The 24886-nt window shown below is 63.1% G+C and carries 25 protein-coding genes; 11 read left to right on the top strand and 14 right to left on the bottom strand.

Features of this window, described 5'->3' with window-relative positions:
• Window positions 1-59: 59 nt before the first annotated feature.
• Window positions 60-734: an RNA pyrophosphohydrolase gene (locus LPA34_RS04370; protein WP_228975310.1), complete on the bottom strand. Its 675-nt coding sequence runs from the start codon at window positions 732-734 to the stop codon at window positions 60-62.
• A gap of 282 nt (window positions 735-1016) precedes the next feature.
• Here LPA34_RS04370 and LPA34_RS04365 point away from each other — a divergent pair, with 282 nt between their 5' ends.
• Both LPA34_RS04365 and LPA34_RS04360 read left to right on the top strand, forming a co-directional pair.
• Window positions 1017-2753 (top strand): proline--tRNA ligase, encoded by a 1737-nt coding sequence (locus LPA34_RS04365; RefSeq protein ID WP_228975307.1) that lies wholly within the window; start codon window positions 1017-1019, stop codon window positions 2751-2753.
• 12 nt (window positions 2754-2765) lie between these two features.
• Window positions 2766-3365, top strand: a complete 600-nt coding sequence (locus LPA34_RS04360; protein ID WP_228975304.1) for a MarC family protein — start codon at window positions 2766-2768, stop codon at window positions 3363-3365.
• Between the two features lie 89 nt (window positions 3366-3454).
• Here LPA34_RS04360 and LPA34_RS04355 read toward each other — a convergent pair whose 3' ends face one another.
• The gene (locus tag LPA34_RS04355; protein WP_228975302.1) at window positions 3455-4006 is read right to left on the bottom strand and encodes a hypoxanthine-guanine phosphoribosyltransferase; all 552 of its coding nucleotides are present in this window, start codon (window positions 4004-4006) and stop codon (window positions 3455-3457) included.
• A gap of 79 nt (window positions 4007-4085) precedes the next feature.
• Window positions 4086-5453: a signal recognition particle protein gene (gene ffh, locus LPA34_RS04350; protein ID WP_228975300.1), complete on the bottom strand. Its 1368-nt coding sequence runs from the start codon at window positions 5451-5453 to the stop codon at window positions 4086-4088.
• Between the two features lie 62 nt (window positions 5454-5515).
• Here ffh and LPA34_RS04345 point away from each other — a divergent pair, with 62 nt between their 5' ends.
• From LPA34_RS04345 to LPA34_RS04330, 4 genes are all read left to right on the top strand, one after another.
• Window positions 5516-6433: a cytochrome C assembly family protein gene (locus tag LPA34_RS04345; protein WP_228975298.1), complete on the top strand. Its 918-nt coding sequence runs from the start codon at window positions 5516-5518 to the stop codon at window positions 6431-6433.
• Window positions 6434-6441: 8 nt separating this feature from the next.
• Entirely contained in the window at window positions 6442-6741 is a 300-nt protein-coding gene (locus LPA34_RS04340; protein WP_228975295.1) for a PP0621 family protein, read from the top strand.
• Window positions 6738-7334 (top strand): 1,6-anhydro-N-acetylmuramyl-L-alanine amidase AmpD, encoded by a 597-nt coding sequence (gene ampD / locus LPA34_RS04335; protein WP_228975294.1) that lies wholly within the window; start codon window positions 6738-6740, stop codon window positions 7332-7334. Before LPA34_RS04340 ends, ampD begins: the two co-directional genes overlap by 4 nt.
• 482 nt (window positions 7335-7816) lie before the next feature.
• Window positions 7817-10834, top strand: coding sequence for a ribonucleoside-diphosphate reductase subunit alpha (locus tag LPA34_RS04330; protein WP_228975292.1), 3018 nt, complete (start codon window positions 7817-7819; stop codon window positions 10832-10834).
• A gap of 96 nt (window positions 10835-10930) precedes the next feature.
• Here LPA34_RS04330 and LPA34_RS04325 read toward each other — a convergent pair whose 3' ends face one another.
• Window positions 10931-11251, bottom strand: a complete 321-nt coding sequence (locus tag LPA34_RS04325; protein WP_228975289.1) for a hypothetical protein — start codon at window positions 11249-11251, stop codon at window positions 10931-10933.
• A gap of 201 nt (window positions 11252-11452) precedes the next feature.
• Between LPA34_RS04325 and LPA34_RS04320 the strand changes: the two genes are divergently transcribed.
• The 3 genes from LPA34_RS04320 (at window position 11453) to LPA34_RS04310 (ending at window position 13794) form a co-directional block, all read left to right on the top strand.
• On the top strand, window positions 11453-12724 hold the full coding sequence (locus LPA34_RS04320) for a ribonucleotide-diphosphate reductase subunit beta (RefSeq protein WP_228975287.1): 1272 nt from the start codon (window positions 11453-11455) through the stop codon (window positions 12722-12724).
• 92 nt (window positions 12725-12816) lie between these two features.
• The gene (locus LPA34_RS04315; protein ID WP_228975285.1) at window positions 12817-13149 is read left to right on the top strand and encodes a hypothetical protein; all 333 of its coding nucleotides are present in this window, start codon (window positions 12817-12819) and stop codon (window positions 13147-13149) included.
• Between the two features lie 30 nt (window positions 13150-13179).
• Window positions 13180-13794 (top strand): histone H1-like repetitive region-containing protein, encoded by a 615-nt coding sequence (locus LPA34_RS04310; RefSeq protein WP_228975283.1) that lies wholly within the window; start codon window positions 13180-13182, stop codon window positions 13792-13794.
• Window positions 13795-14066: 272 nt separating this feature from the next.
• Here the strand turns inward: LPA34_RS04310 and LPA34_RS04305 are convergent, their stop codons facing one another.
• The 10 genes from LPA34_RS04305 to LPA34_RS04260 all read right to left on the bottom strand — a co-directional run bounded on the left by LPA34_RS04305 (window position 14067) and on the right by LPA34_RS04260 (window position 22678).
• The gene (locus LPA34_RS04305; protein ID WP_228975281.1) at window positions 14067-14543 is read right to left on the bottom strand and encodes an outer membrane lipoprotein; all 477 of its coding nucleotides are present in this window, start codon (window positions 14541-14543) and stop codon (window positions 14067-14069) included.
• An 18-nt stretch (window positions 14544-14561) separates the two neighbouring features.
• Complete coding sequence (locus LPA34_RS04300) at window positions 14562-15500, bottom strand: carbohydrate kinase family protein (protein ID WP_228975279.1); 939 nt, start codon at window positions 15498-15500, stop codon at window positions 14562-14564.
• A 123-nt stretch (window positions 15501-15623) separates the two neighbouring features.
• Window positions 15624-16124, bottom strand: a complete 501-nt coding sequence (tpx, locus tag LPA34_RS04295) for a thiol peroxidase (RefSeq protein ID WP_228975277.1) — start codon at window positions 16122-16124, stop codon at window positions 15624-15626.
• A 152-nt stretch (window positions 16125-16276) separates the two neighbouring features.
• A complete protein-coding gene (locus tag LPA34_RS04290; protein WP_228975274.1) occupies window positions 16277-17758 on the bottom strand; it encodes a DUF3426 domain-containing protein in 1482 nt (493 codons plus the stop codon).
• Between the two features lie 48 nt (window positions 17759-17806).
• Entirely contained in the window at window positions 17807-18709 is a 903-nt protein-coding gene (prmA, locus tag LPA34_RS04285; protein ID WP_228975272.1) for a 50S ribosomal protein L11 methyltransferase, read from the bottom strand.
• A 3-nt stretch (window positions 18710-18712) separates the two neighbouring features.
• Entirely contained in the window at window positions 18713-20080 is a 1368-nt protein-coding gene (accC, locus tag LPA34_RS04280; protein WP_228975270.1) for an acetyl-CoA carboxylase biotin carboxylase subunit, read from the bottom strand.
• A 127-nt stretch (window positions 20081-20207) separates the two neighbouring features.
• Window positions 20208-20678, bottom strand: coding sequence for an acetyl-CoA carboxylase biotin carboxyl carrier protein (accB, locus tag LPA34_RS04275; protein WP_228975269.1), 471 nt, complete (start codon window positions 20676-20678; stop codon window positions 20208-20210).
• A gap of 71 nt (window positions 20679-20749) precedes the next feature.
• Window positions 20750-21214, bottom strand: a complete 465-nt coding sequence (aroQ, locus tag LPA34_RS04270; protein ID WP_228975267.1) for a type II 3-dehydroquinate dehydratase — start codon at window positions 21212-21214, stop codon at window positions 20750-20752.
• Between the two features lie 196 nt (window positions 21215-21410).
• A complete protein-coding gene (locus tag LPA34_RS04265) occupies window positions 21411-21983 on the bottom strand; it encodes a TlpA family protein disulfide reductase (RefSeq protein WP_228975265.1) in 573 nt (190 codons plus the stop codon).
• 14 nt (window positions 21984-21997) lie between these two features.
• Window positions 21998-22678 carry a UDP-N-acetylmuramate--alanine ligase gene (locus LPA34_RS04260; protein WP_228975263.1) on the bottom strand — a complete coding sequence of 227 codons (681 nt, stop codon included), beginning with the start codon at window positions 22676-22678 and terminating at the stop codon, window positions 21998-22000.
• Between the two features lie 175 nt (window positions 22679-22853).
• On the opposite strand from LPA34_RS04260, the gene mpl reads away from it, so the two are divergent.
• Together mpl and LPA34_RS04250 are read left to right on the top strand one after the other, a co-directional pair.
• Complete coding sequence (gene mpl / locus LPA34_RS04255; RefSeq protein ID WP_228975261.1) at window positions 22854-24293, top strand: UDP-N-acetylmuramate:L-alanyl-gamma-D-glutamyl-meso-diaminopimelate ligase; 1440 nt, start codon at window positions 22854-22856, stop codon at window positions 24291-24293.
• The gene (locus LPA34_RS04250; RefSeq protein WP_228975259.1) at window positions 24290-24877 is read left to right on the top strand and encodes a YqiA/YcfP family alpha/beta fold hydrolase; all 588 of its coding nucleotides are present in this window, start codon (window positions 24290-24292) and stop codon (window positions 24875-24877) included. Before mpl ends, LPA34_RS04250 begins: the two co-directional genes overlap by 4 nt.
• Window positions 24878-24886: the final 9 nt, after the last annotated feature.

Here is a 24886-nt window from a genome sequence, read left to right as displayed (position 1 = left end):
CCGCCGCGCAATTTCAACCCCCCCCCCGGCAAGATGCGGCATGAACAGCCGCACAGGGTTCAATCGCGCACGAACGTCGATGAACGGCTAACGGAGGTTTCGACATCTCCGCAATCCGTTTCGATCGTCGTGCGAATCGACGTCTCGACCGTCATCAGGGACCCTGACGATTCCAGCGATGCGCTTTCCGCCGCCATCGTGCTGACCACCCGGGGATAACGCGGCCCATGATGCCCGGCCGGTTTCTCTCCACGCGGCGCCGTACGACGCAGAAAACGCGATAGCTCCGTCAACGCCAACTGATACACATCCCGCTTGAACTCGATCACACAGTCGAGAGGCACCCAGTACTCGTTCCAGCGCCAGGCATCGAACTCCGGATGATCGCAGGCACGCAGGCAAATATCGCAATCGCGCCCCACCATCCGAAGCAGAAACCAGATCTGCTTCTGGCCGCGGTAATGACCACGGACTTCACGCTTGATGAACTTGTCCGGCACCTCGTAACGCAACCAGTCGCGCGTGCGGCCGATAATCTTGACATGTTCCGGAAGCAGGCCGGTTTCTTCGTGTAACTCCCGATACATCGCTTGCACAGGGGTTTCACCATACTTGATGCCCCCTTGCGGAAACTGCCAGGAATGTTCACGGAGCCGCTTGCCCCAAAACACCTCGTTGTGCGCGTTCAAGAGGATGATGCCGACGTTCGGGCGAAAGCCTTCACGATCCAGCATACAACCACCTTCGAATCCTTTAAAATTGCTTTGATTATAAACAGATAACGGACCTGACGCACCGGATCGCACCAGAATGGAACGATTCGCCGCAAAAGGGCGTCGTCGAGTAGTCTTCCGGATCAGACCCTGTGGATCGGCCCGGCCAGATCAGGCCTGACCGCCGCGCAAGCCGCCGTCGCGCCAGCTGACGGTCGCAATGAAGGTCGCAAAGGGTCCGCGAATCCCCGTTTTATCTTTTTGGACGGCTCGGATTGTGCCGCCGCTTTTGGAAAATTCTGAATGAAAGCCTCCCGTTTCTTTATCGGCACCCTGAAGGAAGCTCCCGCTGACGCAGAAATCGTCAGCCACAAGTTGATGGTGCGCGCCGGCATGATTCGTCGCGTCGCTGGCGGCATTTACAACTACCTGCCGATCGGTCTGCGTTCGATCCGCAAGGTTGAATCGATCGTGCGCGAGGAGATGAACCGGGCGGGCGCCATCGAGTTGCTGATGCCGGCCGTGCAGCCGGCCGAACTGTGGCAGGAATCGGGCCGCTGGGAAAAATACGGCCCCGAGCTGCTCCGCTTCAAGGATCGCAAGCAGAACGATTTCGTGATGGGTCCGACGCACGAGGAAGTCGTCACCGACATCGCGCGCAACCAGATCAAGAGCTACCGCCAGTTGCCGGTCAACTTCTATCAGGTCCAGACGAAGTTCCGCGACGAAATCCGTCCGCGCTTCGGCGTGATGCGTGGTCGCGAATTCATCATGAAGGACGCTTACTCGTTCGACAAGAACATGGACGGCCTGCGCGAGTCGTATCGCAAGATGTATGACGCTTACGTGCGCATTTTCACGCGCCTCGGTCTCGAATTCCGCGCGGTCGCAGCGGATAACGGCTCGATCGGCGGTAGCGGTTCGCACGAATTCCACGTGATCGCCGAAACCGGTGAGGACGCGATCGCCTATTGCCCGACATCGGATTTTGCCGCGAACGTCGAAGCGGCCGATGCGCTGCCGCTGATCGCGCAGCGCGCCGCGCCCACCGGGCCCATGACGAAGACTTCGACGCCGGGCAAGGCGAAGTGCGAGTCGGTCGCCGAATTCCTCGACATCCCGCTGCAACGCACGATCAAGTCGATTGTCCTCGCGACCGAAAACGAAGGCGCCGAACCGACGCTGTGGCTCCTCATGCTGCGCGGCGACCACGAGATGAACGAGATCAAGGTCAACAAGATCCCGGGTCTCGGCGAGTTCCGTTTCGCGACGGAAGCGGAGATCGTCGAATGGTTCGGCACGCCGCCGGGCTACCTCGGCCCGATCGGCACGAAGAAGCCGGTCAAGGTGATCGCGGACACGACGGTCGCGAACATGAGCGATTTCGTCGTCGGTTCGAACGAAGTCGACTTCCACACGACGGGCGTGAACTGGGGCCGCGATCTGCCGGAGCCGGTCGTCGCCGATATCCGCAATGTGCAGAAGGGCGATCCCTCGCCGGATGGCAAGGGCGTGCTCGACATCTGCCGCGGCATTGAAGTCGGCCACGTGTTCCAGCTCGGCAAGAAGTATTCGGAAGCGATGAACGCGACGTTCCTCGACGAAAACGGCAAGCCGCAGAACATGGAAATGGGCTGCTACGGCATCGGCATCACGCGCATTCTCGGCGCCGCCATCGAACAGAATTTCGACGACAGGGGCATCATCTGGCCGGAATCGATTGCGCCGTTCGAAATTGTGCTGTGTCCGATGGGTTACGACCGCAGCGATGCCGTGCGTGAACATGCCGATCGCCTGTATGCGGAACTGGTCGCGGCGGGTGTCGATGTGATTCTCGACGATCGCGGCGAGCGCCCCGGCGTGATGTTCGCCGACTGGGAGCTGATCGGCGTGCCGCACCGGCTGGTGATCGGCGATCGCGGCCTGAAGGAAGGTAAGGTCGAATATCAGGGCCGTCGTGACACGGAAGCGACGCTGCTGCCGGCGGAAAGCGCCGCGGCCACGGTGACGGAGAAGATTCGCGCAGCGCTGGCCGGCTAACCGGAGCGGGCGGTGGAGTACAACTTCCTGTCCGCCACGGTTCTGCTGATCCTGATCACGGACCCGCTCGGCAACATTCCGCTTTTCATCGGTTGCCTGCGGGGCGTCGCGCCGCATCGGCGGATCGCGGTCATCCTGCGCGAAATCGCGATCGCTTTCGTGATCCTGCTGGTGTTCATGGTCGTCGGCGACCGCTTTTTGCGCATGATGAGTCTCACCGACCTCTCATTGCGGATCGGCGGTGGAATCGTGCTGTTCCTGATCGCGCTGCGGATGATCTTTCCGCATCCGGACGGCCCGTTCGGCGGCGATGCGCGCGGCGGCGAACCGCTGATCGTGCCGCTCGCGATTCCCGCGCTGGCCGGTCCCTCCGCGCTTGCGACGGTAATGCTGCTGACGTCGCAGGCGCCCGGCAAGATGGCCGAGTGGATTGGCGCGCTGACTGTCACGATGATCGTGTGCGCAATCGTGCTGGTGCTGGCTGAGCGCATTCAGGCCTGGCTCGGCGAGCGCACCGTGATGGCGTTCGAGCGGCTGATGGGTCTCGTGCTGGTCGCGATTTCGGTGGAGATGATACTCGCGGGGATCCGCGCGTTCGTGCATCAGCTTTGACGCCGGCAGCAACTGACATCACACAATGAAAAAGCGGCCCGCAAGCCGCTTTTTCATTGTGAAGCGCCGATTCCCAGGAAGGAGGGAATTCAGACGTCTTCGGTCAACGCCCGGATGGTGGGCAGATTGCGCCAGTAACCTTTCGCGTCCATTCCGCAGCCGAACACATAGCGGTCCGGCACTTCGAAGCCGCAGAAGTCCGGGTGCAGCGGCTTCGCCTTCGGGATGATCTTCTCGCACAGCACCGCGCTCAGGAAGCGCTTTGCGCCCATCGCGAGAATGCGGTCGCGGATCGCGGCCATCGTCTCACCTTCGTCGAGGATGTCGTCGAGCACGAGCACGACGCGGTCCTTGACCGACTCCGCCGGCGCAACGCGCCATTGCATCTCGCTGCCGCCTTTGGTCGTGTTGCGATAGCGGGTGAGGTGGATATAGTCGAACTCGAGCGGGAAGTCGAGGTGCGGCAGCAGCATGCCGGTGAACACCGCGGCGCCACCCATCACCGAAAGGACGAGCGGGAATTCCTCGCTTATTTCCGCGCGGATGGCGTTCGCCATGCCACCGATCGACGCGTTGACGTCGCTGGCCGAAACGATTTCTTCGGAGTGGCTGAAAATGTGGAGCGCTTCTTCGCGGTTCATGACGTCTGGCGAGCGGTGACTGTATACATAGTGTGAGAGAGAACAGCGGCAGCTGCAATCAGGACAACAATCGGGACGATCAGCGCATGCCCGGCATCATGCCTTTCATGCCGCGCATCATCTTCTGCAGGTTGCCGCCCTTCAGCTTCTTCATCATCGTGCGCATCTGGTCGTACTGGTTCAGCATGCGGTTGACTTCCTGCACCTGCACGCCCGCGCCCGCCGCGATGCGGCGCTTGCGCGTCGCCTTGATCAGCTCGGGCTTCGCGCGCTCTTTCGGCGTCATCGAGTTGATGATGCCTTCCATGCGACGCATCTGCTTCTCGGCCTGGCCCATGTCGGCACCGGACGCTGCCTGCTGGAACTGTGCGGGCAGCTTGTCCATGAGCGTGGAGAGGCCACCCATGTTCTTCATCTGCGAAAGCTGCGCGCGGAAATCGTTGAGATCGAAGTCGCCGCCTTTCTTGACCTTGTCGGCGAGCTTCTGCGCCGCCTGAACGTCGACGCCGCGTTGCGCTTCCTCGACGAGCGCGAGAATGTCGCCCATGCCGAGAATCCGGTTCGCCATGCGATCCGGATAAAAGATTTCGAGGCCGTCGAGCTTTTCGGCGACGCCGACGAACTTGATCGGCTTGCCCGTCACGTGACGCACCGACAGCGCCGCACCGCCGCGCGAGTCGCCGTCGAGCTTCGTGAGCACGACGCCGGTGAGCGGCAGCGCGTCGTTGAACGCCTTCGCGGTGTTCACGGCATCCTGGCCGAGCATCGCGTCGACGACGAACAGCGTTTCCGCCGGCTTCAATGTAGCGTGCAGCGCGGTGATTTCCTGCATCATCGCTTCGTCGATACCGAGACGGCCGGCCGTGTCGACGATCAGCACATCGTGATAGTGGCGCTTCGCCCAGTCGACGGCGGCGCGCGCGATGTCGACCGGCTTCTGGTCGGGCTCCGACGGGAAGAAATCCGCGCCGACCTGTTCCGTCACCGTCTTCAGCTGCGCGATGGCGGCGGGGCGGTAGACGTCGCAGGAAACGGTGAGGACCTTCTTCTTGTACTTCTCGCGCAGCAATTTGGCGAGCTTGCCGACGGTCGTCGTTTTCCCGGCGCCTTGCAGGCCGGCCATCAGGATGACGGCGGGCGGCGTGACGGCGAGATTCAGCTCGACCGCCTTGCCTTCGTAGTCGCCGCCGATGATCGCGGTCAGTTCGCGCTGCACCACGCCGACGAGCGCCTGACCGGGCGACAGGCTGCTGATCACCTCTTCGCCGAGCGCCTTTTCCTTCACCTTCGAGATGAAGTCGCGCACGACGGGCAGCGCCACGTCGGCCTCCAGCAGCGCGAGACGGACTTCGCGCAGCATTTCCTGGGTGTTCGCCTCGGTGAGGCGGGCTTCGCCGCGCAGCGTCTTGACGACGCGCGCCATCCGTTGGGTCAGATTGTCGAGCATGGGGAGCGATGGGCAGTGCGGCCGTTGCGTTGCTAGGCAAGGGCCTGGTGTAAACTTCGGATATGGATATTGTACTGTATGCCCTCACTGCGCTCCTGTACGGCGGTCTCGCCGTCGCGGGCTGGCGCTCGCACCGGCACACCGCGCCGCGTCCGGTGCTGGAGAGCGTGCCGTCGATCCCGGTTCCTTCGAATGTATCGGCGGCGTCGGGCATGAGTCCGTCGGGGCGCGCGCTGCTCTTCGTCGCGCTGATCTCCCACGGCGTGTTGCTGCATACCACGATCTTTCCTCAGAACGCGATGGTGTTCGGGTTCGCGTTCGCGCTCTCGGCGATGTTCTGGCTCGGCGCTGGCATTTACTGGATCGAAAGCCTGTTCTTTCCGCTCGACGGCCTGCGCCTGCTGGTGCTGCCGCTCGCATGCGTCGCGTCGCTGCTGCCGCTCGCGTTCAACGGCGTGCACGTGCTGCCGTATTCGGCGGCGCCGCTTTTCAAGCTGCACTTCCTGATCGCGAACATCGCGTATGGGCTCTTCGCGATCGCGGCGCTGCACGCTGTCCTGATGCTGCTAGTGGAGCGCCGCCTGCACGCGATGCGCGGCGGCGAGCTGCAGCGCCAGAACGCGGCTGCCGGCAACGGCTGGCTGTCGAGCTGGCTCGATACGCTACCGCCGCTGCTCACGCTGGAAAAGCTGCTGTTCCGTCTGATCGGCGCGGGCTTCGTGCTGCTGACGCTCACGCTGATCTCAGGCATTCTCTTTAGCGAGCAGCTCGTGGACCGGCCGTTGAGGCTCGATCACAAGACCGTGTTCGCGATCCTTTCCTGGGTGATGTTCGGCGCGCTGCTTACCGCCCGCCGGGTGTCCGGCTGGCGCGGCCGTGCGGCATTGCGCTGGGTGCTGGCTTCGTTCGCGGCGTTGATGCTCGCGTATGTCGGCAGCCGTTTCGTTTTCGAGGTGCTGTTGCACCGCCCTGTGGTCTGAGCGTCATCATGCGACAAATTTTTCTGCTGATTCTCCTGTTCATCGTCGGCAACTGGCTCGTCAAGGCCGTGCGTCGCGCCGAGTCCAAAGCGTCCGCGCGCACCGGTTCGGCGTCGTCGGGGCCGGCCGCAGGCGGCGCGCAGCGCGCGTCCGAAGCGCCGCAACTCGCCGAGCCGATGATCCGTTGCGCCGAGTGCGGCGTACACGCGCCGAAGAGCGATTCGGTGGTCGTCGCCGGCCAGCCGTTCTGCAGCGCCGATCACGCGCATCGCCACGCCGCGCGCCCGGCCGGGCGCGACGCACGATGAGCGTCGACTTCGCCGTCGATGCCGACGGCTGGGTTCCCGCTGCGCGCAAACTGCCGTCGCCGAATTTCGAGGCGCGCCCCGAAGGCGCGCGGCCGACGCTCGTCGTCGTCCACAACATCAGCCTGCCGCCCGGCGAATTCGGCGGCACGGCGATCACCGAACTCTTCCAGAACCGCCTCGACTGCGACGCGCATCCGTATTACGACGCGCATCTGCGCGGTGTGAAGGTGTCGGCGCATTTCGTGATCCGTCGCGACGGCGTGCTCGAGCAATATGTATCGTGCGACGCGCGCGCATGGCACGCGGGTGTGTCGAACTTCTTCGGCCGTGAGCGCTGCAACGACTTTTCGATCGGCATCGAACTGGAAGGCAGCGACGCCAGCGCGTTCGAGCTGCCGCAATACGAGACGCTAGGCGCGCTCGTGAAGGCGCTCGCCGCGCACTATCCGGTCGAAGCGCTCGCGGGTCACGCCGACATCGCGCCTGGCCGCAAGACCGATCCCGGTCCTCACTTCGAGTGGCAACGCCTTCAACACGACTGCGCATTGCCCGCTCGGTATTTCCCCTATCTCTCTCCCGCCGCCGCATCGTAAAGCCGTCACGCGGGCTGCCTCGATGCGTCGCAAATCGTTGCAGCGCCTTGCTTTCCGCGCGGTCCCACCCGGCCTGGCGATATGAAAAGTCAAGCGCCGAACGGCAAATAAAATAATTTGAGATGCCGGGAAGTTCCACTATACTTTGTGTAAGGAATCGATTTCCGAACTAGATGTTGTGGTGATCTGGCGGCGCCCCGCTTCACGCGCAAGGCGCCGCATGCATTCCAGGCGTTGAAAAAACATTCGACTGGTGTGGACCGATGAGAGCGGCCGCACCGGCAACTTCGGGGAAAGGGCACAGCCAGTGATCGCGACTCGCATGATGAAGACTATTGTCCCGTCCGCCGCGTCGCATCCGGTCAGCAGACCTCGCCGGCCCACTCTCCGCACCCTTACGCTCGCGCCGGTTGTATCCACGTCGCGGCGATCGTACTAATCCGCGGTTACCTCCGCACCATTCCAGACCAGGAGCTTTGCACATGCAAACGACCGACAACGTGACGACCCGGTATGAGGGCTCACCCACTGGCCAACCGTTCGGTGGACAGGCACAGGCAGGCCAGGCGCTCGCGCCGCAGGCCACCTTCGCCGACTACAAGGTGATCCGCCGTAACGGCAGCGTCGTGTCGTTCGAGCCTTCGAAGATCGCGATCGCGGTCACGAAAGCGTTCCTCGCCGTCAACGGTGGCCAGGGCGCGGCGTCGGCGCGTGTGCGCGAGCTGGTTGAGCAGCTCACGCAGAGCGTGGTGCGCGCGCTGCTGCGCAGCCGTCCGAACGGCGGCACGTTCCATATCGAAGACATCCAGGACCAGGTCGAACTCGCGCTGATGCGCGGCGGCGAGCACAACGTCGCGCGCGCCTACGTGCTGTATCGCGAGAAGCGCACGCAGGAGCGCACGCAGGAGCCGGAAGCGGCAGCAGGCTCGTCGGGCCTGAATGTGGTCGACGGCGGCGTGACGCGTCCACTGGACATGGCTGCACTGCGCGGCATCATCGAATCCGCCTGCGCGAACCTGGGCGACGCCGTGAGCGCCGGGCCGATCGTCGCGGAGACGGTGAAAAATCTGTACGACGGCGTGCCGATGAGCCAGGTCTACGACTCGGCCATCCTCGCCGCACGCACGATGATCGAAAAGGATCCGGCGTACAGCCAGGCCACGGCCCGCATCCTGCTGCACACGATCCGCCGCGAAATTCTCAGCGAAGAAGTCACGCAGGGCGAAATGGCCGACCGTTACGCCGAGTACTTCCCGCAATTCATCAAGCGCGGTGTGCAGGCCGAACTGCTCGACGACAAGCTGATGCAGTACGACCTGAAGCGTCTGGGCGCCGCGCTCGACAACAGCCGCGACCTGCAGTTCGGCTACCTCGGTCTGCAAACGCTGTATGACCGCTACTTCCTGCATCACGACGGCGTGCGTATCGAAATGCCTCAGGCATTCTTTATGCGTGTCGCGATGGGTCTCGCGCTGAACGAAGTGGACCGCGAAGCGCGTGCGATCGAGTTCTACAACGTGCTGTCGAGCTTCGACTTCATGTCGTCCACGCCGACGCTGTTCAACTCGGGCACGCGTCGCTCGCAACTGTCGTCGTGCTACCTGACGACGGTCGACGATGACCTCGACGGCATCTACGAGGCGCTGAAGGAAAACGCGCTGCTGTCGAAATTCGCCGGCGGTCTGGGTAACGACTGGACGCGCGTGCGTGCGCTCGGCTCGCACATCAAGGGCACCAACGGCAAGTCGCAGGGCGTGGTTCCCTTCCTGAAGGTGGTGAACGACACGGCGGTCGCCGTGAACCAGGGCGGCAAGCGCAAGGGCGCGGTGTGCGCCTACCTGGAATCGTGGCACCTGGACATCGAGGAATTCCTGGAGCTGCGCAAGAACACCGGCGACGACCGTCGCCGCACGCACGACATGAACACGGCGAACTGGATTCCCGACCTGTTCATGAAGCGCGTGCACGAAGGCGGCGACTGGACGCTGTTCTCGCCGTCCACCTGCCCGGACCTGCACGACAAGTTCGGCGCCGAGTTCGAAACGGCTTACATCGCGTACGAAGACAAGGTCGCGCGCGGTGAGATCAAGCTGTTCAAGAAGATTCCGGCGGCGCAACTGTGGCGCAAGATGCTCGGCATGCTGTTCGAAACCGGCCATCCGTGGATCACGTTCAAGGATCCGTGCAATATCCGTTCGCCGCAGCAGCACGTCGGCGTCGTGCATTCGTCGAATCTGTGCACGGAAATCACGCTGAACACCAGCGACACCGAAATCGCCGTCTGCAACCTCGGCTCGGTGAACCTCGTCGCCCACCTGAAGGAGCAGGCTGACGGCACGCTGGTGCTCGACCACGACAAGCTCAAGCGCACGGTCAGCGTTGCGATGCGCATGCTCGACAACGTGATCGACATCAATTACTACGCGGTCGCCAAGGCGCGTAACTCGAACCTGAAGCACCGCCCGGTCGGCATGGGCATCATGGGCTTCCAGGACTGCCTGCACCTGCTGCGCACGCCGTACGCGTCGGAAGAGGCGGTGAAGTTCGCCGACACGTCGATGGAAGCGGTCTGCTACTACGCGTACTACGCGTCGACGGAACTGGCGGAAGAGCGCGGCCGTTACTCGAGCTACCGCGGCTCGCTGTGGGATCGCGGCATCCTCCCGCAGGACACGCTGAAGCTGCTCGCCGAAGCGCGTGGCGGGTATGTCGAAGTCGATTCGAGCGAATCGATGGACTGGACCGAGCTGCGTTCCCGCATTGCAACGTACGGCATGCGCAACTCGAACTGCGTCGCGATCGCGCCGACGGCGACGATCTCGAACATCATCGGCGTGTCGGCCTGTATCGAACCGACGTTCCAGAACCTGTATGTGAAGTCGAACCTCTCGGGCGAATTCACGGTGGTCAACGACTACCTGGTGCGCGATCTGAAGGCGCGCGGCCTGTGGGACGAAGTGATGGTCGCCGACCTGAAGTACTTCGACGGCACGCTGTCGCGCATCGACCGTATCCCGGCCGACCTCCGCGCGATCTACGCAACGGCGTTCGAACTCGATCCGGTCTGGGTCGTCGAAGCCGCATCGCGTCGCCAGAAGTGGATCGATCAGGCGCAGTCGCTGAACATCTATATGGGTGGCGCGTCGGGCAAGAAGCTCGACGAGGTCTACAAGCTCGCATGGCTGCGCGGCCTGAAGACCACGTACTACCTCCGCACGATGGCCGCGACGCACGTCGAGAAGTCGACGGTGGCGCACGGTGCGCTGAACGCGGTGTCGTCGGGCGGCGGTGAGAGCTCGGGTGGCGCGGGTGGTGTCGGCGGTGGCGCGGCAGGTGGCTTCGGCGCGAGCGGCGGCGCTGCTTCGGGTGGTCTGCAGGCATCGGCGGCCCATGCGGCACCCGCGGCGATCGAAGTCGACGCAGCACCGGAAGCAGACGGCCCGGTGTGCATGATGCGTCCGGGCGATCCGGGCTTCGAAGAGTGCGAGGCCTGCCAGTAATCAGGCGGCGACGGCCGGTGTGAGCCGGTCGTGAAGCAAGGTGAGCGGCGGCGGATGTCACTGCCGCTCACGGAAAGATTCGATGAAGTGCGGAAGTCAGGCGGTGGTCACGCAGGTGCAGGGCAGCAGCAGCCAGGCCGCGGCAACCGTGCTTCGCGTCACACACATTGCACCGAAGCGCATCGCAACATCGTCGACGCTGATCGACGTCTGCGAGAAAACCCTGAACTTTGTACGCAGCGCGTAGCCAGACAGACAAGGCTTCGCGTTAACGCGAAGCCAGGCGACACAGATTAGAAGCGCCTCGATGATCATCCCGATCGTTGGTTCGATGTTCAGTTTGAGATCGGCGTGCGGTCTCTTCGAAGTAACTTCCAGGTCGCTGCAAGCGACATCGAAGCGACGTTCAGGCGACATCAAAACGAGGTGCTTTCGATGAAGCGAAGACCTTCAGCATCACATGCTTCGATCGCTTCACACGAAGCGACAGACACGCTCTGTTGAACAAAGTGTTGTATGCAGGTCGCAACGTGAATCGAAAACAGGATTTTTCGTGAGCGAAGTCTTTTATCGCTAACGAAAAGATGGTACAAACCGTTCTAAATTGATGGTGACATTATGCTCAACTGGGATGACGAGATCACTGCCGTAACTCCCGCGAGCGCTTCGCAACAGAATGCGTTGCGCAACGCTTCGGAGACGGCCGTCGGAACGCAGGCTGCATCGCGTGCCGCTCATCAGGCTCCCTCGGCTCAGGACATCTTCGCGAACGACATCGCTGTCGCTCCGTATGCTGCCTCCGCCGCCGCTCAGGCAACCGCGCCGACTGCGCGGCCAGCTTCGCCGGCTACCGCGCCGGCCGCCGCTTCGGAAGCGCGCGTGAATGTCGCCGACAAGCGCATCATCAACGGCCAGACTGACGTCAACCAGCTGGTGCCGTTCAAATACAAGTGGGCATGGGAAAAGTATCTGGCGGGTTGCGCGAACCACTGGATGCCGCAGGAAATCAACATGTCCCGCGACATCGCGCTCTGGAAAGACCCGAACGGTCTGACCGAAGACGAACGTCGCGTCGTCAAACGTAACCTCGGTTTCTTCGTGACGGCGGATTCGCTGGCCGCGAACAATATCGTGCTGGGCACCTACCGCCACATCACGGCGCCCGAATGCCGCCAGTTCCTGCTGCGCCAGGCATTCGAAGAGGCGATCCACACGCACGCTTACCAGTACATCGTCGAATCGCTCGGCCTGGACGAAGGCGAGATCTTCAATGCGTATCACGAAGTCTCCTCGATCCGCGCGAAAGACGAATTCCTCATTCCGTTCATCCACACGCTGACTGATCCGGCCTTCAAGACCGGGACGCTCGAAGCCGACCAGACGCTGCTCCGGTCGCTGATCGTGTTCGCCTGTGTGATGGAAGGCCTCTTCTTCTATGTCGGCTTCACGCAGATTCTTGCACTAGGCCGCCAGAACAAGATGACCGGCGCAGCGGAACAGTATCAATACATCCTGCGCGATGAATCGATGCACTGCAATTTCGGCATCGACCTCATCAACCAGATCAAACTCGAAAACCCGCATTTGTGGACCGCTGAGTTCCGCGCGGAAATCCGCGAAATCTTCAAGCAGGCTGTCGATCTCGAATATCGCTACGCAGAAGACACCATGCCGCGCGGGGTGCTCGGCCTGAATGCGTCGATGTTCAAGAGCTATCTGCGCTTCATCTGCAACCGTCGTTGCCAGCAGATCGGTCTCGATCCGCTGTTCCCGAACGAGGAAAACCCGTTCCCGTGGATGAGCGAGATGATCGACTTGAAGAAGGAACGCAACTTCTTCGAAACGCGGGTCATTGAATATCAGACAGGCGGCGCGCTCTCCTGGGAATAAGCCGGGAGTCGTGTCGTAGACGAAATTGATGGGGATGCTGCCGGCCGCTCACGGCCGTCGGTGGCACATAAGGTTAGGAGCAGGAACGCCTGATGCAAAGCACGCCCGGTGCGCCATGTGCCTTGATGGCCATGGCCCACGACGATGACAGGCACTTTGCGAACCCTTCAGTGGGATGGGCAAACTTCCCCCCGGAAAAAGCCGCTGGCCTTGAGGCCAGGGGTTCGATCAAGCAATTGCCGGCGTCGGAATCCGACGCCGACCAGATCTGGCGCGCGGTGCTGTATGGCACCGCGCGCCTTACCGCATTCATTAGCGTAAGCGCGCCGCACCTGCGTACGCCGATGAATAGCCCGCTTCGTAGCGCGCGCCCTGAGAAGCGTCCGCGGGAAGCGGGTTTTGACGAAGGGTGTTGTTTGAACTGACTCTCATCTGAAAACCTGAAGGAGAAAATGATGGCAACTGCAAAAAAAGCCGCCGCGAAGAAAGCCCCGGCAAAGAAAGTCGCTGCAAAGAAAGCTGCACCGGCAAAGAAAGCAGCCGTTAAGAAAGTCGCAGTGAAGAAGGTTGCAGTGAAGAAGGTTGCAGCGAAGAAAGTGGCAGTGAAGAAGGTTGCGGCGAAGAAGGCAGCGCCGGCGAAGAAAGCTGCAGCGAAGAAGGTTGCTGCCCGGAAAGTCGCTGTGAAGAAGGTTGCAGCGAAGAAGGCAGCACCGGCGAAGAAGGCCGCTGCGAAGAAAGCGCCTGCGAAGAAGGTTGCAGCGAAGAAGGTTGCCAAAAAGGCAGCACCGGCGAAGAAGGCCGCTGCGAAGAAGGCTGCGCCTGCTAAAAAGGCTGCTGCTAAAAAGGCGCCTGCGAAAAAGGCTGCTGCCAAGAAGGCTGCCCCTGCGAAGAAGGCTGCCGCGAAGAAGGCTGCCCCTGCGAAGAAGGCTGCCCCTGCGAAGAAGGCTGTCTCGAAGAAGGCTGCACCTGCTCCCGCTGCGCCTGCTGCATCGAGCGCACCGGCTGCGACGGTGAAGACCGCGTTGAATCCGGCTGCAGCATGGCCGTTTCCGACTGGCAGCCGTCCGTAAGACGCTGAAGCAGTAATCAGGCGCATCGCGATGTGTCCGATGATTGGGTAGAACAGGACCCAATCACCGTCCCGTCACCAGTTTACCGGTGGCGGGATTTTTTTCGTCTGTTAGTTTTGCAGCGCCATCGACGCACGCTTTCGACGAACGAAAAAAGCGCTCGCACGGCAAGCGGCTTGCATGGGACCGGAGTAGGGCATGCGCGTGAGGTTGCCACGTCGACATCGAATCATGTCTGCGCGGCTCAGGAAGGTTTGTTCAGGGCAGGCGGATCAGTGCGTGACGCGCGTCACACCACCGCTCGAGAGCAGACGCACGCGTTCGCCTGCACGGAAGATCTCACCCGTGGCGCTCTGCGTGATCGCACGCAGGTCGCCGTTGTCGAGCCGCACGGTAATTTCGACGCCGTCGCGAACCGCCGTGCCGTTTTCTACCGCGTTGCCCGCCACAGCACCGACCAGACCGCCGACGATGCCCGTCAGTATCGACCCCGTGCCGCCGCCGATCGTGCTGCCGGCCACCGCGCCGAGCGCGCCACCGCCGATCGCACCCAGGCCGCTCGGCTGGCCGTTGTTCGTGCTGATCTTCACGGCGCGCACGCTGTCGACGGTGCCGAGGCGCACCGTTTCCTCACGTTGCGCCTGGGACGCCGTGTAGACGTCGGCCGAACTGCTGTTGTACGCGCAGCCTGTCATGACCACTGAACCTGCGATCATCATCGCGACTACCAGGCGACTCGTCGTTTTCATGCCCTTTACCCCACTTATTTACGGCAGGTCGTATCCAAATGCCTGCTTGAATCGTTCGTTGATCTCCGCACGCGAAGGCGCGTAGTTCTGTGGCCCCTGATGTTCGATCTTGAGCGCGCCCATCAGGCTCGCGAGACGGCCCGTCGTGGCCCAGCCGAGTGTGTTTTCGATGCCGTAGAGCAGGCCGCCGCGGAACGCGTCGCCGCAACCCGTCGGATCCAGCACCTGCTTCGCGGTGACGGCCGGAATCTCTTCGATCTTGCCGGCGTGGTGGATGTGCGCGCCCTGTTCGCCGCGCGTGACGATCAGCGCATCGACGCGGCTCGCGATTTCTTCGACCGACCAGCCCGTCTTGTCGCTGACGAGCGCGGCTTCGTAATCATTGACTGCCACGTAAGTGGCAAGTTCAATCATGCGCCGCAGCGAGGCGCCGTCGAAGAGCGGCAGCCCCTGGCCCGGATCGAAGATGAACGGCACGCCGGCCGCGGCGAGTTCTTCCGAGTGCTGGATCATGCCGTCGAAGCCATCCGGCGCGACGATACCGAGCGTGATGCCCTTCGCTTCGCCCGCATGGTTCACGTGCGACTGCATCATCGCGCCCGGGTGGAACGCGGTGATCTGGTTGTTTTCGAGGTCGGTCGTGATCATCGCCTGCGCGGAGTACGTGTCCGGCAGCACGCGCACGTGTTCCGTCGACAGGCCGAGGCTCGCGAAGCGGTCCATGTAGAGCTGGGCGTCGACGGCGCCCATCGTTGCCATGATGCGCGCGTCGCCGCCGAGCAGATTCAGCGAATACGCGATGTTGCCGGCGCAGCCGCCGAACTCGCGGCGCATCGTCGGCACGAGGAAGCTCACGTTCAGGATGTGAACCTGCTCCGGCAGGATGTGCTCCCGAAAGCGACCCTCGAAGGTCATGATGTTGTCGTAGGCGAGCGAACCGCAAATGAGCGTGGCCAAGGCGAACGTTCCTGTCAATATTGTTGATGAGCGCCGCGCGGAGTCCTTGCCTGCAGCCGGGCATGAGGCCGGATGTGAAAGCGCCGCGCAGATGCGCGGCGCGGACCCCTGTGCGGCAGGGTTTTACTTCAGCGCGCCCAGCGCTGCGTCGTAGTTCGGCTCGTTCTTGATCTCGCCGACGAGTTCCGCGTGTACGACGGTGTCGTTTTCGTCGATCACGACCACCGCGCGCGCCGTCAGGCCGGTCAGCGGGCCGCTCGTCACGTCGACGCCGTACGCCTTCGCGAAGTCATGGCCGCGAAACGTCGAGGCCGTGACGACGTTCTCGATGCCTTCGGTCGTGCAGAAGCGCGATGCCGCGAACGGCAGGTCGCCCGACACGACGATGACCGCCGTGTTCGCGAGCTTGCCGGCGGCTTCGTTGAATTTGCGCGTCGACGTGGCGCAGGTCGGCGTGTCGAGGCTCGGGACGATATTGAGCACCTTGCGCCTGCCGGCGAAATCGGCGAGCGTGACCGGTTTCAGATCCTTGCCGACGAGCGAGAAAGCGGGCGCCTTCTGGCCTGCCGACGGGAATGTACCGCCTACTTCGATCGGGTTACCACCCAGCGTGACTTGACTCATGTTGTGCTCCGGAAATGCGTCATCGTTGACGTTAAATGCGCCCGGTTCGCCGGACGCGCGAGAGATGCGTGAGTACTGCCTTCACCGCGTCGAAGACGTTGGCGGAACCGGCGGCGTCGCGCGATCGGCGAGCGCCGGCGGCGCCGGAAACGTCAGGGGTAAAAAATCTGCACACGGAAATTCGATGCGACGGCGTCGCCGGTATTGAGACGCACGATCATCGTCTGCGTCGAGTGACCCGGCAGGCCTGCAGCGATCGATGTGCCCGGCGTCACATAGTCCTGCGGCCACAGCACGCGACGAATCGCGATGTTGTTCTGCGCATCGAGCAGCGTGAGCTCGATTGCCGGATACGCCAGCGCGACCCCGAAACGGTTTCGCAGCGGCATTTTCAGTTCAAGCTTGTGCGGGCCGTCCACCTGACGCAGATCGGACGGCTCGACCTGCAGGCCGTCGATATCGCGCGGCGGCGCGACGATGCAGCCGAGCTGCACGCACGCCCGCGCGTAAAACGGCTGCGAACCCGGCCAGTAGACCATCACGGTTTCACGCTGCCACCACGCAAGTTGCGCGACCAGCGCGACGAACAGGACAAGGGCGACGAGCGAGCCGAAAATGATCCAGCCGATGCCGCGTGGCTCCGCCTCGCGCGTCTCGCGGACGACGGCGAACGGTTCCGCGTCTTCGTCGTGATCGAGCGGCGTGGCAAACGGTGCGGCCGCGGGCGAGGGTGAGGTGAAACGCGGTTCGCTGTCGCGCGTCTCCGGATAGATCGCACCGGCGGCCGGCGCGGTCGCGAACGCCGGCTCGGCCTGCTCCTCGATCACCGGTTCGCCCGGGCGTCCGCGCGTTGCGTCGCGATCACCGGCCGTCTGATGTCCGTCGATCGACTCATGCACCGGCTCGTGCGTCGCCGGGAAGTCGTGTGCGGGCGACCTCGCCGATCCTTCGTGAGCCGCGCGTTCGGCCGCTTCACGTTCGATGGCGAGCTTCAGCTTTGCCATCGCGGCTTCGGACAGCGGGCGATACGGGAGATTCTTCGTGCTGTGACGCAGACTGTCGTCGATCAGCGCGTCCGGTGCGGGCGCCCACGGGTTCCATGCATCGGTGCGGAAGTTCGGGGGGCCGCCAGGGTGTTGATGAGCATCCTCATTCCCGAACGTGGACGCGGGTGCATGAGGCTCGACCGGCGTGGGCGTTTCGACGTGGGCGGCCGTGTCGAACAGCGTATGCGGCTCGACCGGCTCCGGCGTTTCGAAAGGGATCTGCGATTCACCCACCGCGGCGGGCGATGACTTCATCGCCGTTTCAGCAGGCGTTCCGGTGCGCGGAAGTGCGTTCGCTTCGACAGCCGTGGCGTGGCGTTGCGCCTCGGGTTCCTGAATGGGCTCCAGCGCGGGAGCGGCAACTGTTTCCCGCTTCGGCTCTGAGCCGGCAATCAATGCCGCCACGACATCGGGGCTGACCGGCGTCGCGTTGGTCAGATCGCCGTCGCTGGTTTCGTACAGGCTGCTGGACGCGTCAAAAACTTCGTGACAATGTCCGCAGCGCACAAGTCCGCGCCGCAGCGAAAGATGCGTCGGCTGGAGTCGGAAAACTGTTTCGCAGAAGGGACAGCGCGTCGCCAGGAGCATAGTGAGCCGGGAACCCTGAGGGCGTTGAAGTGGACGATACGGCCTATTCTAATGGCTTTCGCGTCGGGTTCCCGTGAGGCAGACCCAGCCCTCGTGTTCACGCCAGACGGAGATGTCGATCCAGCGCTCGTAGACACGCGCTACTTCGTCCGCCTGCCGCGCGAGAATGCCCGATAGTGCAATGCTGCCGCCGGGTTTTACCTTCGACACGAGCATCGACGCCATCAGCTTCAGCGGGTTCGACAGGATATTCGCGACGACGATATCGAACTCGCCAGCCGGGCACGCATCGGGCAGGCCGTACGTCACTTCCGCGCGGTTGCGCTCGCTGTTCTGACGGGCCGATTCGACTGCCTGCGGGTCGATATCGATGCCGAACACCGGGCTCGCGCCGCACTTCCTCGCGAGAATCGCGAGAATGCCGGAGCCGCAGCCGTAATCGAGCACGGATTGATCCTGCTGAACGTTCTGTTCGAGCCATTCCATGCAAAGACGCGTCGTCGGATGGCTGCCGGTGCCGAACGCGAGCCCCGGATCGAGTTCAAGCACGAGTGCGTTCGGGTCCGGCGCGTCGTGCCATGACGGCACGACCCAGATCCGTTCGCCGATTGAGATCGGGTCGAACTGCGATTGCGTGAGCCGCACCCAGTCCTGATCCTCGACGTCGCGCACGGTGAACGACGGCATCGCGGCAAGACCCAGCTGGTTCGACGCGGCGGCGAGCAGCACCGCCGGGTCGTGTTCGGCCGCGAGCAGCGCGATCACGCGCGAGCGCTGCCACGCGGTGCGTTCAGGCGTGAGACCGGGCTCGCCGAAAAGCGGCTGCTCGTCGGGCGTGTCGGCGTCCGCGTCTTCGACCGACACGGACAGCGCACCGAGGTCGAGCAGCGCGTCGGAGAGATCCTCCGCGTGCTCGCGTTCCAGCTCGACGATCAGTTCCCGGTAACTCATTGCTTACGCTTCTTCCGGTGCGGCCTGCAGCTTCGCGGCCAGCCGGTTTTCGAGGTAATGGATGCTCGTGCCGCCCTCGACGAACTTCGCGTCGAGCATCAGTTCGCGATGCAGCGGAATGTTGGTCTGGATGCCTTCGACCACCATTTCCGACAGCGCGATGCGCATGCGCCTGATTGCCTGGTCGCGCGTCGCGCCGTAAGCGATCAGCTTGCCGATCATCGAATCATAGTTCGGCGGCACGAAATAGCCGTTGTACGCATGCGAGTCGACGCGGATGCCCGGGCCACCCGGCATATGCCAGGAGGTGAGGCGCCCCGGAGACGGGATGAATTTGAACGGGTCTTCAGCGTTGATCCGGCATTCGATCGCGTGGCCGCGGAACTGGATGTCGCGCTGACGCAGCGCCAGCTTCTCGCCAGCCGCGATGCGGATCTGTTCCTGCACGATATCGATGCCCGTGATCAGCTCGGTCACCGGATGCTCGACCTGCACGCGCGTGTTCATTTCGATGAAATAGAACTCGCCGTTTTCATACAGGAATTCGAAGGTGCCCGCGCCGAGGTAGCCCATCTTCTTGCAGGCGTCCGCGCAACGGTCGCCGATGCGCTCGATCAGGCGGCGCGCGATGCCCGGCGCTGGCGCTTCCTCGATCACCTTCTGGTGGCGACGCTGCATCGAACAGTCGCGCTCGCCGAGCCAGATCGCGTTCTTGAACGAATCGGACAAGATCTGGATTTCGATGTGCCGCGGGTTCTCCAGGAATTTTTCCATGTAGACCTGCGGGTTGCCGAACGCCCGGCCCGCTTCCTCGCGCGTCATGTTGACCGCGTTCACGAGCGCAGCTTCCGTGTGGACGACGCGCATGCCACGTCCGCCGCCGCCGCCCGCCGCCTTGATGATCACCGGATAGCCGACCGCGCGCGCAATTTTCACGATCTCCTTCGGATCTTCCGGCAACGCGCCTTCAGAACCGGGGACGCACGGCACGCCGGTCTTGATCATCGTCTGCTTGGCCGAGACCTTGTCGCCCATCAGACGGATCGTTTCCGGACGCGGGCCGATGAACACGAAGCCCGACTGCTCGACGCGCTCCGCGAAGTCCGCGTTTTCCGACAGGAAACCGTAGCCGGGGTGAATCGCTTCGGCGTCGGTGACTTCCGCCGCGCTGATGAGCGCCGGCATGTTCAGGTAGCTCAGGTTCGAAGGCGCCGGGCCGATACAGACGGCTTCGTCGGCGAGCTTGACGTACTTGGCTTCCTTGTCGGCTTCCGAATAGACGACGACCGTCTTGACGCCGAGCTCGCGGCACGCGCGCTGGATACGGAGCGCGATTTCGCCGCGATTGGCAATGAGGATTTTTTCAAACATAGCGGATTTTCGACTCATCAATGGGCGCCGCGGCATGGGTCGACCACGACTCAGCGGCTACCTCAGAGGATCGGTTGCGCACGCGGTAGAGGCGCGCGCCGACGGCTGATACGGAAAATACGCCGGGTTAGCCGACCACGAAGAGCGGCTGGCCGTATTCGACCGCCTGGCCGTTCTCGACGAGGATTTCCTTGATCACGCCCGACTGGTCGGACTCGATTTCGTTCAGCAGCTTCATGGCTTCGATGATGCAGATCGTCTGGCCTTCCTTCACCGTGTCGCCTACCTGGACGAACGGATCGGAGCCCGGCGACGGCGCGCGGTAGAACGTGCCGACCATCGGCGACGTCACCACGTGGCCTTGCGGCGCGGCCGGAGCCGGCGTGGCCGGTGCGCCCGCGGCAGACGCGTCGGGCGCCGCGCCCTGGAACGGTGCCGGGCCAGCGTATTGCGGCGCGTACGAAGTGGATGGCTGCACGTAAACCGGCGGCGCATTCTTGACGATGCGGACCTTGCCTTCGCCCTCGGTCACTTCCAGTTCCGAAATACCGGACTCGGAAACGAGGTCGATCAGAGTCTTGAGTTTACGTAGATCCATTGGGCATCCCCTTTCAATGCGTGAAGTGCCGGCGTTCGATGACGTCCGGCGCTGAACTGGTTGTGTTTGAGTCAGCCGCGCGCTGCGCCGGACTGTCCCGTGGACAGCCGGTCGAGTGCGAATTCGAGTGCGTACAGATATCCCTTCCAGCCAAGACCGCAGATGACGCCTTCGGCCTGGTCGGAGAGATACGAGTGATGCCGGAACGGTTCGCGACGATGCACGTTCGACAGATGAATCTCGACGAACGGGATGCAAACCCCCGCCAGTGCATCCCGAATGGCCACGCTGGTGTGCGTGTACGCGGCGGGATTGATCAGAATGAAACTGGTTTGTTCGGTTCGTGCCGCGTGGATCCGGTCGACGATCGCGCCTTCGTGATTGCTCTGGAAGGTAGCGAGTTCGACGCCGGCGTCGACGGCACGGTCAACCAGAGCCTGATCGATCTGCGGTAAGGTCACGTGCCCATAGACCTCGGGTTCCCGTGTGCCGAGAAGGTTGAGGTTGGGGCCGTGCAGAACCAGCAGTCGCGTCATGGTGGCTTCTATTTCCGTGGAATTGCGCGAACTTTAGCGCTGATTAGAGAAACTTGTCTAGTTTCACAGGGTCTTCGCACCGTGTGAATCGGGGTATGCATGCAGGTGTGCACCCCGATTTTTTGTCAATTTCGCCTAATTCGCGTGTAAAAAGTGGTGTTTGGCGAATAATCCGGGTCGTTCACGAATCGTGAGATCAAAGCGCGTCGAGCGTGCGTTTCAGCTCGGCCGGCTGGACTTCGCCCAGTTTTGTCGAAAGAACGTTGCCTTTGGCGTCAATAACCACCGTATAGGGAAGGCCGCCCGCGTTGTTCCCAAACTCGCGCGCGAGGTCCGCGCCGCCGAAGCCGGTGACAAAGACCGGGTAGTCGACCTTCACCTTCTGCAGGAAAGTCTTCACGTTCTTTTCGGAATCGACGCCGAGTCCGATGAACTGGATGCCCTTCTTCGAGTAGTCGCGATGGAGTTGCGAAAGCGCCGGCATCTCCTCGACGCACGGTCCGCACCAGGACGCCCAGAAGTTCACGACGACCGGATGGCCCTTGAACATCGAAAGCGATTGCGGCTTGCCGTCGGCGTTGGTCACGCTTTGTGCCCAGAGCGCATTCACGGCGTCCTGCGGCCTGGTTGCGGCCGTGGCGCCGGGCTGCGCGGATTGTGCGGATTGTGCCGCCTGTGTCGCGTTGCCATTGAGGAACCAGTAGCCGGCTGCGGCGCCGCCGCCCGCTGCCACAACTGCTACTGCCAGTGCTGCCAGAATCCGCTTCATTGTCGTGGGTCTGCTCAGGTAGTGGATGGAGTAATGGAAGAAGTCACCGCCGAGGCCGTCGCGCTGCTTTCAGCGAGCAGCATCCGCACCGCCTGCCGGTTCGCGCGCGCCGTGCGGCCGCGCGCGTCGGCGCGCACCGCGCCGCGCAGGTCGTCCGAATCATAGAGGGCGACGTGGATGCCGACCGGCTCCGTTTCGTGCCGCCCGTTCGCCGGACGCCACAGGAAGCTGAGCGTCTCGACATAGCCGCGCCCTGCAAAGTGGCGCGTTTCGGAGACGTCGTACTGGATGTCGGCGTTCAGCAGATAGATGGCGACTTCCTTCGGGTTGTCGCAGAACGCCTGCAGATGCACGTCCGAATGCTCGCCTGCGGTGCCGCCGAGCACGGCACCCGTCAGATACGGATTGAACGGCTCGAGACGGTCCATCCATTCGAGCGCGACTTCGCGCAGCCGCCGCAGCACCGCCGGCTGGCTGTCGCCCTGGAAAAGCGACTGGTACTCGCGGATTTCTTCTTCGATCTGGTCGTTATCCGGAAGCCATTCGCCGGCTACACGTGTTTCCCCGACGACCTGCCGCGCAGCCTTGCGTTTGGCCGTCGAATAATCCAGCCCGTCTTCGGCGATCATTCTTGCAGCCGCGATGGCGATTTCCTCGCGCACGCGCTGCGGATCGAAATGTGATTTGCGAACCATCTCACAATCATACTAGAGAATATATGACGGCCTTTCCGGCCACCCGGGACGACACCGCCGCGCGGCGGCGAGAGGGGCGTCGGTTACAATAGCGTCCCTTGCGGGCGATCGCGAAAGACCGTCCTGCGCACTCCTTTCCCACGCAAAAAGTACGCCCGCGCGGCACGACAGGCTTATGCACATCCACATCCTCGGCATCTGCGGCACGTTCATGGGCGGTCTCGCCGCGCTCGCGCGCGGCGCGGGCCACAAGGTGACCGGCTGCGACGCCGGCGTCTATCCGCCGATGAGCACGCAGCTCGAGGCGCTGGGTATCGATCTGATAGAAGGATACGGCGCGGAGCAGGTCGACCTGCAGCCCGACCTGTTCGTGATCGGCAACGTCGTTTCGCGTGGCAATCCGCTGATGGAAGCAATCCTCGATCGCGGCCTGCCGTATACATCCGGTCCGCAATGGCTGGGCGAGCATGTGCTGAACGGCAAATGGGTGCTGGCCGTGGCAGGTACGCACGGCAAGACGACCACGTCTTCGATGCTGACCTGGCTGCTCGAGGACGCCGGCATGAACCCGGGCTTTCTGATCGGCGGCGTGCCGCTGAACTTCGGCGTGTCGGCGCGGCTGACGGATTCGAGCTTCTTCGTGATCGAGGCCGACGAGTACGACACCGCGTTCTTCGACAAGCGCTCGAAGTTCGTTCACTACCGGCCGAAAACCGCGATCCTGAATAACCTCGAATTCGATCACGCGGACATCTTCCCCGATCTCGCCGCGATCGAAACGCAGTTTCACCATCTCGTGCGCACGGTGCCGGGCATCGGCCGGATTGTCACGAACGGTCGTGAAGACGCGCTAGAACGCGTGCTTACGCGCGGTTGCTGGAGCGAAGTGGAGCGCTTCGGCGTCGAGGGCGGCTGGCAGGCGCTGCCTGCCGAAGAAGGCGTGCCGGTCGACGAACGCTTCGCGGTTTATCACAACGGCGCACGCGCTGGCGTCGTCGACTGGATGGTGCAGGGCGACCACAACCGCATGAACGCGATCGCCGCGATCGCCGCCGCGCGCCACATCGGCGTGCCGCCGGCGCAGGCCGCGCGTTCGCTCGCGACGTTCCGCAACGTGAAGCGGCGCATGGAAGTGCGCGGCAGCGTCGACGGCGTGACGGTCTACGACGACTTCGCGCATCATCCGACCGCGATCGGGACCACGGTTGCCGGGCTGCGTACGCGCGTCGGCCGTGAGCGCACGCGGATTCTCGCGGTGCTCGAACCGCGTTCGAACACGATGAAGCTTGGCGTCATGAAGGCGCAATTGCCGGCGAGCCTCGCCGACGCGGATCTGGTTTTCGGCTACGGCGCGCCGTCTGGCCGCGACGCGCTCGGCTGGGATCTCGCCGATGCGCTCGCGCCGCTCGGCGACAAGGCGCGGGCCTTCAACAATATCGATGCGCTGGTCAAGGCCGTCGCCGCGGTGGCCCAGCCGGGCGACCAGGTCCTCGTGATGAGCAACGGCGGTTTTGGCGGCGTGCATCAGAAGCTGCTCGACGCGCTGTCGGCGCGTCCGGCGCAGACATCGACGTCGACGGAAGTCGCGGCCGGCGGCGAGCGGGGCGCAGCGTGATTCTCTATCTGCACGGCTTCCGTTCGTCGCCCAATTCGTTCAAGGCGCGCGTGATGGCGGCGCGTCTCGTCGAACTCGGGCGTGGCGACGAATGGTGCTGTCCAATGCTGCCGGTCTCGCCGCTCGGCACGGTGGCGCTGGTGGAGTCGCTTGTGCGGGACGCGCGGAATGTGACCGTGGTCGGCAGTTCGCTCGGCGGTTTTTTCGCGACGTACCTCGCCGAAAAGCATGGCTGGCCGGCAGTGCTGCTCAACCCGGCGGTCGTGCCGCAGCGCGACCTGAGCCACTACCTCGGCGAACAGCCGCTGTGGCACGGCGGCGGCAGTATCGTCGTCGAATCGCGCCATCTGGATGAATTGCGCGCGCTCAGTGTCGCGTCGGTCACGCGTCCCGAACGCTATTATCTGATTGCCGCGACGGGCGACGAAGTGCTCGATTACCGCGAAATGCTTGCACATTATCCCGGCGCGAGAACCACACTGATAGAAGGCAGTGACCACGCGATCAGCGAGTTTCCCCGCTATGTCGACGAGGTGCTCGCATTTTGCGACGCACGTCCGCCGGCGCCGCGCGAGGCGGCATGATTTCCTGAT

Source organism: Paraburkholderia gardini, assembly GCF_907164575.1.
GTDB lineage: Bacteria > Pseudomonadota > Gammaproteobacteria > Burkholderiales > Burkholderiaceae > Paraburkholderia > Paraburkholderia gardini.
The sequence above is the reverse complement of the archived record's forward strand: the minus strand, read 5'-3'. Positions and strand labels throughout refer to the sequence as shown.